10 protein-coding genes and 1 pseudogene are annotated in these 9,871 nt (G+C 72.8%); 5 read left to right on the forward strand and 6 right to left on the reverse strand.

Annotated elements, in window-relative coordinates; translation table 11 throughout:
• Positions 1 to 54 precede the first annotated feature (54 nt).
• On the forward strand, positions 55 to 1,362 hold the full coding sequence (locus ACZ499_RS16335) for a D-alanyl-D-alanine carboxypeptidase family protein (protein WP_468675597.1): 1,308 nt from the start codon (positions 55 to 57) through the stop codon (positions 1,360 to 1,362).
• Here the strand turns inward: ACZ499_RS16335 and ACZ499_RS16340 are convergent.
• From ACZ499_RS16340 to ACZ499_RS16355, 4 genes are read right to left on the reverse strand one after another with little or no spacing between them, the layout of a single operon-like run.
• Positions 1,316 to 2,227 carry a YihY/virulence factor BrkB family protein gene (locus tag ACZ499_RS16340; RefSeq protein ID WP_468675599.1) on the reverse strand — a complete coding sequence of 304 codons (912 nt, stop codon included), beginning with the start codon at positions 2,225 to 2,227 and terminating at the stop codon, positions 1,316 to 1,318. The two genes, ACZ499_RS16335 and ACZ499_RS16340, sit on opposite strands and share 47 nt — an antisense overlap.
• On the reverse strand, positions 2,215 to 2,655 hold the full coding sequence (locus tag ACZ499_RS16345) for a GtrA family protein (protein ID WP_468675601.1): 441 nt from the start codon (positions 2,653 to 2,655) through the stop codon (positions 2,215 to 2,217). The genes ACZ499_RS16340 and ACZ499_RS16345 overlap by 13 nt, the downstream gene beginning before the upstream one ends.
• The gene (locus ACZ499_RS16350; RefSeq protein ID WP_468675602.1) at positions 2,652 to 3,596 is read right to left on the reverse strand and encodes a decaprenyl-phosphate phosphoribosyltransferase; all 945 of its coding nucleotides are present in this window, start codon (positions 3,594 to 3,596) and stop codon (positions 2,652 to 2,654) included. The genes ACZ499_RS16345 and ACZ499_RS16350 overlap by 4 nt, the downstream gene beginning before the upstream one ends.
• A complete protein-coding gene (locus ACZ499_RS16355) occupies positions 3,593 to 4,174 on the reverse strand; it encodes a phosphatase PAP2 family protein (protein ID WP_468675603.1) in 582 nt (193 codons plus the stop codon). Before ACZ499_RS16355 ends, ACZ499_RS16350 begins: the two co-directional genes overlap by 4 nt.
• Positions 4,175 to 4,361: 187 nt before the next feature.
• Here ACZ499_RS16355 and ACZ499_RS16360 point away from each other — a divergent pair, with 187 nt between their 5' ends.
• Together ACZ499_RS16360 and ACZ499_RS16365 are read left to right on the forward strand one after the other, a co-directional pair.
• On the forward strand, positions 4,362 to 5,720 hold the full coding sequence (locus tag ACZ499_RS16360; protein ID WP_468675604.1) for an FAD-binding protein: 1,359 nt from the start codon (positions 4,362 to 4,364) through the stop codon (positions 5,718 to 5,720).
• Between the two features lie 28 nt (positions 5,721 to 5,748).
• A complete protein-coding gene (locus ACZ499_RS16365) occupies positions 5,749 to 6,504 on the forward strand; it encodes a decaprenylphospho-beta-D-erythro-pentofuranosid-2-ulose 2-reductase (protein WP_468411407.1) in 756 nt (251 codons plus the stop codon).
• Between the two features lie 473 nt (positions 6,505 to 6,977).
• On the opposite strand, the gene ACZ499_RS16370 is transcribed toward ACZ499_RS16365, so the two are convergent.
• Together ACZ499_RS16370 and trpS are read right to left on the reverse strand one after the other, a co-directional pair.
• A complete protein-coding gene (locus ACZ499_RS16370; RefSeq protein ID WP_468675606.1) occupies positions 6,978 to 7,553 on the reverse strand; it encodes a 2'-5' RNA ligase family protein in 576 nt (191 codons plus the stop codon).
• A gap of 181 nt (positions 7,554 to 7,734) precedes the next feature.
• Positions 7,735 to 8,727 carry a tryptophan--tRNA ligase gene (gene trpS / locus ACZ499_RS16375; protein WP_468675607.1) on the reverse strand — a complete coding sequence of 331 codons (993 nt, stop codon included), beginning with the start codon at positions 8,725 to 8,727 and terminating at the stop codon, positions 7,735 to 7,737.
• A gap of 39 nt (positions 8,728 to 8,766) precedes the next feature.
• Between trpS and ACZ499_RS16380 the strand changes: the two are divergent.
• Both ACZ499_RS16380 and ACZ499_RS16385 read left to right on the forward strand, forming a co-directional pair.
• Positions 8,767 to 9,279 (forward strand): annotated as a pseudogene (locus ACZ499_RS16380) (RNA polymerase sigma factor); the annotation flags it as partial.
• A gap of 8 nt (positions 9,280 to 9,287) precedes the next feature.
• Positions 9,288 to 9,728: a hypothetical protein gene (locus tag ACZ499_RS16385; protein WP_468675814.1), complete on the forward strand. Its 441-nt coding sequence runs from the start codon at positions 9,288 to 9,290 to the stop codon at positions 9,726 to 9,728.
• Positions 9,729 to 9,871 lie beyond the last annotated feature (143 nt).

A 9,871-nucleotide genomic window follows, 5' to 3' on the forward strand; every position in this document is an offset into this window, starting at 1 on the left:
CGGGTCACCCCTCCGGTGTTCGGATCGGCGCCCCGGACCTGTAATTTCTCGTGCGTGTCTGCTGTGAAGAAGCCCGCGAAAATCGCACTGGCGGTCGCCGTCGCCGCGCTGCTGCCCGCGCTCGCCTCCGCGCCCGCGTCGGCACTGCCGAACGATGAAAAACCGGGCGCCCAGGGCCAACCCGGCAAGCCGACCGACCCCGACAGGGCGGGGAAGACCCGCAAGGACCCCGACCCGCCGCCGGCCGCCATGTCGAAGGTCGGCGGCGCGCTGCTCGGGCAGCCCGGCACCCAGGTGAAGCTCGGCCCGGGGGCGCCGGTGCTGCCGATGGAGCTGACGGGCCGTTCGTGGATCGTCGCGGACGCGGAGAACGGCCAGGTGCTGGCCTCGCACAACGCGCACTGGCGGCTGCCCCCGGCCTCCACGCTGAAGATGCTCTTCGCGGACACCGTGCTGCCCAAGTTCCCCAAGACCGATGTGCACACGGTCACCCCGGCCGACCTCGACGGCGTCGGCGAGGGCAGCAGCCTGGTCGGGGTCAAGGAGAACCAGCCGTACACCGTGCACGACCTGTGGCTCGGCGTCTTCCTGCGCTCCGGCAACGACGCCGTGCACGTCCTGTCGGCGATGAACGGCGGCGTGCCCAAGACCGTCCAGGACATGCAGACGCACGCCGACGACCTCCAGGCGCTCGACACCCATGTGGTCTCGCCGGACGGCTACGACGCACCCGGGCAGGTCTCCAGCGCGTACGACCTCACCCTGTTCGCCCGCTCGGGCCTGCAGAAGAAGGACTTCCGCGAGTACTGCTCGACCGCCTCCGCCAAGTTCCCCGGCGCCGAGGCCAAGGACAACGAGCGGGACTACTTCGAGATCCAGAACACCAACCGGCTGCTCACCGGTGACAACGGCCTCACCCCGTACAAGGGCATCGCGGGCGTCAAGAACGGCAACACCACCAACGCGGGCGCGACCTTCACCGGCGTCGCCGAGCGCAACGGCCGGGTGCTGCTCGTCACGGTGATGAACCCGGACTCCTCCGAGGGCCAGGCCGTCTACAAGGAGGCGGCCCGCCTGCTTGACTGGGGCTTCACGGCGGCCGGCAAGGTCACCCCGGTGGGCGAGCTGGTAGCGCCCAAGTCGGCGGTCCCGACCGGCGCCCCGCGGGGCTCGCAGCCCTCGACGGACGGCACCGCCCGCGACACCGCCAAGGCCGCGGTCACCGCCCGCAAGGGGCCCGGCGCCGGTGGCATCGGCACCGCGCTCGCCATCGCGGGCGGCGCGCTCCTGGTCGTCGCCGCCGGGGTGTACCTGCTCAATCGGCGCTGGCCCCTGCCGGAGCTGGTGCGCCGGAAGCGGTGAGCTCGGGGTCGTCGGCTTTGGCCGGGGTGGCCGTCCAGGCGGCGCAGAACAGCAGCAGCTTCGCGGTGAAGTTGATCCACAGCAGCAGCGCGATGGGCACCCCGAACGCCCCGTACATGCTCTTGGCGGCGACGTGCTGCATATAACCGCCGAGCAGCAGCTTCAGCAGCTCGAACCCCACCGCGCCGATGATCCCGGCGGTCACCAGATGGCGGCGCGGCGGGGAGACGCCGGGCAGCAGGGTCAGTACGTACATCAGGACCAGGAAGTCGGCGGCGGCCGCCACCGCGATCGCCACGATCCGCAGGAACACCCGGCCGACGCCGTTCTCGTCGATGCCCAGCTGGTCGGCGGTCCAGCCGACGGCCGTCGAGCCGATCGAGGACGCGACGAACGAGGCGAGCCCCGCGCCGCCGAGGCCGACCAGCACCCCGCCGTCCTTGAGCACGCGCAGGAACGGGTTCTCGTCCTCGTCGTCGTCCCGGTCCCACACCGCCCGCAGACAGCCGCGCATCTGGCCGATCCAGCCGATGCCGGTGAACAGCAGCAGCGCCCCGGCGACGACCCCGATCGTGCCCGCGTTACGGGTCAGGTCCTGGAGGTCGAGCTGGTCGGAGATGCCGGGGACCTGCTCGGCGAGGTTCTTCTGGAGCTTCTCGACGCGGCCCGGGGTCAGCACGGCGGCGGCGATCGCCGCGCTCACCGTGAGCAGCGGGAACAGCGCGAGGAAGCTGATGAAGGTGATCGCGGCGGCGAGCCGGGACCAGCGCACCCGGTCGAGCCTCTCGTACGAACGCCAGGCGTGCGTCCGCATCAGCCGGACCACCCACGGCCCGACGACGGGAAGATTCTTCAACCAGTCCATGACGTCCGAGTACCCTCCTTCACCCTGAAGGCAAGCGTCCGTGTCCCCCAAAAGCGCAGGCAGGTGGCGAGCGCCATCCCGACCACGGCCCCGGAGAGCGTGTCGGCGCGCGGCGAAGTGAAGCCGAGGCCGTAGTGCGTGACGGCCAGACAGAGCAGCTGCACCAGCGCGCCCGCGAGGTTCACCGCGAAGAACACGGCGTACTCGCGGCCCCCGGCCCGGCTGCCCCGGTACGTACCGAAGGCGTTGCCGAGGTACGCGACGGTGCACCCCGCCACGAACGAGAGGCACTTGGCGGTGACCGGGTCCCACGCCAGGCCCGACCGCAGCCAGACGAAGAGGCCGAGGTCGACGGCGTACGCGCAGATACCGGCCAGCGCGAAGCCGACGAGCTCGGCCCGGCGAACGCGTCGGCGAATGCCCGTCACAGGTCGGCCACCGCCAGCCCGTACAGCGCGACCCACACCAGACCGATGACCACCAGGGCCCGGTCGTGCAGGACCACGTCCTCGGGGGCGCCCGCGCTCCCCCGGTCGGCGAACACGGCGTACCGCAGGATCCCGCCGATGAACGGGACCATCGACAACTGCCGCCACGGCAGCAGCGAGCCGCCCGCCATGCCGCCGCTCTCCAGCGCCCACATGCAGTACGCGAGGACCGCGACGCCGGCCGCGAGCTGCCACACGAACCGCAGATAGCCCGTGGTGTACGCGTCGAGGAGCGCGCGGGTCGCGCCGCCGCGCCCCTCCATCTGGACGGCTTCGGAGTACCGCTTGGCCGCGACCATGAACAGCGCGCCGAACCCGGCGGTGATCAGGAACCAGCGCGAGAGCGGGATGGCGAGCGCGACCCCGCCGATCATGGCCCGCATCAGGAACCCGGCGGTGACCACGACGAGGTCGACGACGAGGACGTGCTTGAGCTTGACGCAGTAGGCGAGCTGCATCACCACGTACCCGGTGAGCAGGGTCGCCGTCATGGCGTTGCAGGTGAGGGCCGCGCCGATCGGGGCGAGCAGCGCGAGCAGCGCCCCGACGGCGTACGCGACCGGCACCGGCACCTGCCCGGTGGCCACCGGCCGGTGGCACTTCTGCGGATGTGCGCGGTCGGCGACGGCGTCGCGGGCGTCGTTGACGAGGTACACGGCGGAAGCGGCGGCCGTGAACAGCACGAAGACCAGGGCGAGTCGGCGCAGGGTGTGGTGCGAGTCCAGCTGCCCGGCGGCGGCGGGCGCGGCGGCCACGAGCACGTTCTTGATCCACTGCCGGGGCCGCGCGGTCCTGAGGACGCCGCCGGGCAACCCGAGCAGACGCCGCCCCGGATGCCGGGCCGCCTGCTCTTCGAGGACGGCGAGCCCGGGGCGGGTCATGAGGGGGCTCCGAGAGGGGTGGGACGGAGCGCGGCACTCGCTGGAGGGTGCGGGCGGACCAGGGCTTGCGGGCGGCCCATCCACCCCGCCCCCAGCCGGGCCGTGGCCCCGCCGAGGAGGGCTCCGACCAGCACGTCCGAGGGGTAGTGGACGCCGGCCACCAGGCGGGACACGCACATCGCGGCCGCGAGCGGCGGCACGAGCCGCGCCCCGGCGGGCCGCAGCGCGCCGTACGCGACGGCCGCCGCGGCCGCCGAGGTGGCGTGCGAGCTGGGGAACGAGTGCCGCCCGGCGGTGCGCACCAGCGGCTCCCGGGCGGCCAGTCGCGGCCGGGGCCGCCGCACCACCCGCTTCACGCCCATACTGGCCAGATGCGCGGCCCCGACCAGGGCCGCCCCGCGCAGCCAGCCCCGGCGCCGCTCCCGGTCGACGGCGGCGGCGAGCGCCCCGCCCGCCAGCCACACCGCCCCGTGCTCCCCGGCGAGCGAGAACGCGCGGGCGACGGCGGCCACCCGTGGCTGCGCCCCGCAGTCGCGCAGCGCCGACAGCAGCCGGTGGTCCGCGTCGGAGTACCGCATCTGTCACCCCAGTTCCGTGAGACAGTCCCGCCGATCGGCCGTCAGCCGTACGCGACTCTCCCCGGCGGCGACGCCAGATGCGCGTCAGTGCCGCTTGACACTCACTCAATCACCCATTTCGGTGAGTATCACAACGAATAGGGCATAGCACCGCACAGAGGGCAGAACCACCGCTACGGTCGCTCCCATGCCTGCCGCCACTCCCCCGCTCCCCGTGACCGGCTGGGGCCGCACCGCCCCGACGGCCGCCGCCCGGCTGGTCCGCCCACGTACGTACGAGGATGCGGTGGCCGCCGTCCTCGCGGGCGGGGCGCGCGGGTCCATCGCACGGGGCCTGGGCCGGGCGTACGGCGACGCCGCGCAGAACGCGGGCGGCGCCGTCCTGGACATGACCGGCCTCGACCGCATCCGCACGATCGACGCCGAGGCGGGCGTGGTGGTCTGCGAGGCGGGCGTCAGCCTGCACCGCCTGATGGAAGTCCTGCTGCCGCTGGGCTGGTTCGTGCCGGTGACGCCCGGGACGCGGTACGTCACGGTCGGCGGCGCGATCGGCGCGGACATCCACGGCAAGAACCACCACGGCTCGGGCGCGTTCTCGCGCCATGTGCGCGCGCTCGACCTGCTGACGGCGGACGGCGAGGTCCGCACACTGAGGCCCACCGACGAGCTCTTCGAGGCGACGGCGGGCGGAATGGGCCTGACCGGGGTGATCCTCTCGGCCGAACTCCAACTCCACCCCGTACAGACGTCGTTGATGTCGGTGGACACGGAACGGGCGGCGGACCTGGACGACTTGATGGCGAGACTGTCGGCGACGGACCACCGCTACCGCTACTCGGTGGCGTGGATCGACCTGCTGGCCCGGGGCGCCAGAACGGGCCGCGCGGTCCTGACGAGGGGCGACCACGCCCCGCTGGACGCGCTGCCCCCGCGTGCCCGCCGCACCCCTCTGCGCTTCAACGCGCCCCACCTGCCTCCCATGCCGCGCCACCTCCCCGAGCGCCTCCTCACCCGGACATCGGTATCGGCGTTCAACGAACTCTGGTACCGCAAGTCCCCGAAACTCCGCACCGCCGAACTCCAGCCCATCCCCCGGTTCTTCCACCCCCTGGACGGCGTGCCGCACTGGAACCGGATCTACGGCAGGGGCGGCTTCGTCCAGTACCAGTTCGTGGTCGGCCACGGCCAGGAGGAGGCGCTGCGCCGCGTGGTGCGCCGGATCGCACGCCGGGGCTGCCCGTCCTTCCTGGCGGTCCTGAAACGCTTCGGCGAGGCCGACCCCGGCTGGCTCTCCTTCCCGCTCCCCGGCTGGACCCTGGCCCTGGACATCCCGGCGGGCCTGCCGGGCCTGGGCGGCTTCCTGGACGAGCTGGACGAGGAGGTGGCGGGCGCGGGCGGGCGCGTCTACCTGGCGAAGGACGCGCGGGTGCGCCCGGAGGTGCTGGAGGGCATGTATCCCCGACTCCCCGATTTCCGCACCCTGCGCCGCACATTGGACCCCGAAGGGGTCTTCACCTCAGACCTCTCCCGCCGCCTCAACCTCTAACGAGCGCCCATTACTGAGGAGTTACGAGATGAAGGACGCATTCGGCACCCCCCAGTCCCTGCTGGTCCTGGGCGGCACGTCCGAGATCGGCCTGGCCACGGCGCGCCGACTGGTGGCCCGCCGCACCCGTACGGTCTGGCTGGCCGGCCGCCCGTCCCCCGCGCTGGACGCTGCCGCGGCGGAGCTGCGGGAACTGGGCGCGGACGTGCACACCCTCGCCTTCGACGCGCTGGACGCGGCGTCGCACGAGACGGCCCTGGGCAAGGTCTTCGCCCAGGGCGACATCGACATGGTCCTGCTGGCGTTCGGGATCCTGGGCGACCAGGTACGGGACGAGGGTGCGCCCCTGGCGGCGGTACGGGTCGCCCAGACCAACTACACGGGCGCGGTCTCGGCGTCCCTGATCTGCGCGAAGGCCCTGGAGACCCAGGGCCACGGCTCCCTGGTGGTCCTCTCCTCGGTAGCGGGCGAACGCGCCCGCCGCGCCAACTTCATCTACGGCTCCAGCAAGGCGGGCCTGGACGCCTTCGCCCAGGGCCTGGGCGACGCCCTCCACGGCTCGGGCGTCCACGTGATGGTGGTCCGCCCCGGCTTCGTCCGCACCAAGATGACCCTGGGCCTCCCGGAGGCCCCCCTGGCCACGACACCGGAGGCGGTGGCGGAGGCCATCGAGACGGGCCTGAGAAGACGGTCGGAGGTGGTGTGGGTCCCGGGAACGCTGAGGGTGGTGATGTCGGCGCTGAGGCACGTGCCGCGCCCGATCTTCAGGAGGTTGCCGGTGTAGGGGGGAGCGGGGCGGAGCCCCGGGTAACCCATCTGCCCGGCAGGCGGGGCCCGAGGCGGAGCCCCGGCAAACCACCCACCCCACACGCGGGGGGGGGAGCCCGGCAAACCACCCACCCCCACACCGGGGGGAGGGGCGGAGCCCCCAGCAAACCCACCCACTCGGCAGGCGGGGCGGGTGCAGGGGCCACAGGAGAGGCGGGTGCCCGGGCCGCAGCCCCCGCGAGGGGGTGCAGGGGCACAGCCCCGCCGGGGGCACAGGCACACAGCCCCCACAACGGGGTCCGGGGGCGGAGCCCCGGAAGCCTCCCACCCGCCCACACCCGCCGCATGCGGGGTCCGGGGCGGAGCCCCGAAGCGGGGCGCAGGGGCCGCAGGCCCCGCAAGGGGGTCCGGGGGCGGAGCCCCCGGGAGACCACCTACACCCCCACCCACCCCCGGAGGGTCAAGGGAACGGGCGGCGAGGGGAAACCCTCACGCCCGAACGGACGGCTCGTCCCGCGAGCCCCCCTGAACCGGCACCCCGCTCAACCCGAACCCGTACTCGTACAGCTTCCGCCACACCCCGTCCACACCCTGCTCGTACAGAGCGAACCCCCCACACGTCCACTCCGCCTCGAACCCCCCCAGCTCGGCGAACGCCCGGTCCATCCCCTCCTCGGAGATCCCGTGCGCCACCGTCACATGCGGGTGGTACGGAAAGTGCAGCTCGCGCACGAGCGGCCCGGCCTCGTCCCGCACCCGCTGCTGCAGCCACGCACAGTCCGCCCCGCCCTCGACGACCTGCACGAACACCACCGGCGACAGCGGCCGGAACGTCCCGGTCCCCGACAGCCGCATCGGAAACGCCCGCCCGGCCGCCGCGACCTCGGCCAGATGCGCCCGGATCGCGGGCAGGCAGGCCGCGTCGGCCTCGGTCGGCGGAAGGAGGGTGACGTGCGTGGGAATCCCGTACGCGGCGGGATCCCCGAAGCCCGCCCGCCGCTCCTGGAGCAGGCTGCCGTACGGCTCCGGGACCGCGATCGAAACGCCGAGCGTTACGGTCCCCACGTCGTTCTCCTCCGTCGTTGTCCGGGTACGTCTGTGTCCGTCAGTGTGCAGTGTGGCGGGCGCGCCGCCGTTCTGACCAGAGCCCTCGGCCGGGCCACAGGTCACACGGCCCGGGGCACGACCCGGTGCGCGTGCCACACCCGCGTGCCGCGCGCCCCCACGCCCCGCGCCTCGGTGCGGCTCAGTGCTTGGCGGGCAGGAACCCGACCCGCTCATATGCCGTGGCCAGCGTCTCGGCGGCGACCGCCCGCGCCTTCTCCGCACCCTTGGCCAGGACAGAGTCCAGCGTCTCGGGGTCGTCCAGATATTCCTGCGTCCGGTCCCGGAACGGCGTGACGAACTCCACCATCACCTCGGCGAGGTCCGTCTTCAGCGCCCCGTACATCTTGCCCTCGTACTCCGTCTCCAGCTCGGCGATCGTCTTGCCGGTGAGGGTGGAGTAGATCGTCAGCAGGTTGGAGACGCCCGGCTTGTTCACCGCGTCGTACTTGACCACCGTGTCCGTGTCGGTGACCGCGCTCTTGACCTTCTTGGCCGTGGCCTTCGGCTCGTCGAGCAGGTTGATCAGGCCCTTCGGCGTGGACGCCGACTTGCTCATCTTGATCGACGGGTCCTGCAGGTCGTAGATCTTCGCCGTCTCCTTGAGGATGTACGGCGCCGGGATCTTGAACGTCTCCCCGAACCGGCCGTTGAACCGCTCGGCCAGGTCGCGGGTGAGCTCGACGTGCTGGCGCTGGTCCTCGCCGACCGGGACCTCGTTGGCCTGGTAGAGCAGGATGTCCGCGACCTGGAGGATCGGGTACGTGAAGAGGCCGACGGTGGCGCGGTCGGCGCCCTGCTTCGCCGACTTGTCCTTGAACTGCGTCATACGGGACGCCTCGCCGAAGCCCGCCAGGCAGTTCATGACCCAGGCGAGCTGGGCGTGCTCCGGCACGTGGCTCTGCACGAAGAGCGTGCAGCGCTCCGGGTCGAGCCCGGCGGCGAGCAGCTGCGCGGCGGCGAGCCGCGTGTTGGCTCGCAGCTCCTTCGGGTCCTGCGGAACGGTGATCGCATGCAGGTCCACGACCATGTAGAAGGCGTCGTGGGACTCCTGCAGCGCCACCCACTGGCGGACCGCGCCGAGGTAGTTGCCGAGGTGGAACGAGCCTGCGGTGGGCTGGATTCCGGAGAGCACGCGCAAACCAGGGGGCGTCGCGGAGCGACCCGGCTGAGGGTGGTGGGCGACGGGAGGGCGATCAGAGGCCATGCTCATCATTCTCTCAGGTGGCGCCGACACCTCGGAAACCCTTGTGGATACGAACCGGCGCACCGGTCCCGGGACGAACGCACGAACGGATCGAGAACCGGATCGAGGACGTACTGCTCGCTGGGCCGCTTCCGGGACGGCTCCCCGTTCCGGCCCTGGCCGATACGGGTCGTGGTGAATGAGACGAGGAACACAGTGCGCTCCTCGGCCCGCCACCGCGCCGCCACGGGCCGGGAGGCGGCGCTGAGGGAGGCCGAGCCGTTGATACCGGAATCGGCGGACCCGGCGGTCGCCGCGGTCGAGGAGGAGCGCCGAGCGCAGCTCACGGCCGCGCTCGACGAGCTGAGCGAGAAGCACCGCCAGGTCGGGACCTGCCGCTGTCTCCTGGAGATGGACGAGGCGGAGACAGCGGCTGCGCTGGGCTGGGCGCGCACCGCATCGACGAGTTCCGGGCGACGATCTCCCCGCTCTTCTGCAAGACGACCCCGGTGCCCCGGGAATCGGCCTGGGTGGACGGCCGGGGCTCGGCGCTGTGGTTCGGGGAAACCCATGAGCCGCGGATGCTCCTGCGGGACCCGGACGGGCGGGCGTACGCACCGGTGGTGCGGACCGCGGGCCCGACGCCGGTCCGGCGGGAGCACGGCGAGCTGACCCTGTGCCTTGAGGTACGCCGCCGGCCGAGCCGGAGGAGGAGCAGGCGGACGGCGACGGTGACGGCCGGCGAGAGCGTCTCCGACGACTCGACGACGGCCGGCTGGTGGTGGGCCCTGCCGGGCCTGACCGTCGAGGCCGCGCCGGCCCTGCTCATACGCCCGTGGGCGACCCGGCTCCCGGCCCCCGTCACCGCCTCCTGGCGAAGCCGCGACGATGGGCCACGCCAGGAGCTGCGGGACGTGGACGGCCCGGGCGGCCGGGGCGGTGGTGCCTGAGCCGATGCGGTACCGGGGGCCGGGGGGGGGGGGGGGGGGGGGGGGGACCGCCACCGAAGAACCGCGGCCGACCGCCGGCACTTCTTGCGGAGAGATCGATTCCTTGGGAGCCCCAGTTGCGGGGAAGAGGCCACCAATTCTGC

The organism is Streptomyces sp. NPDC031265 (assembly GCF_055570295.1).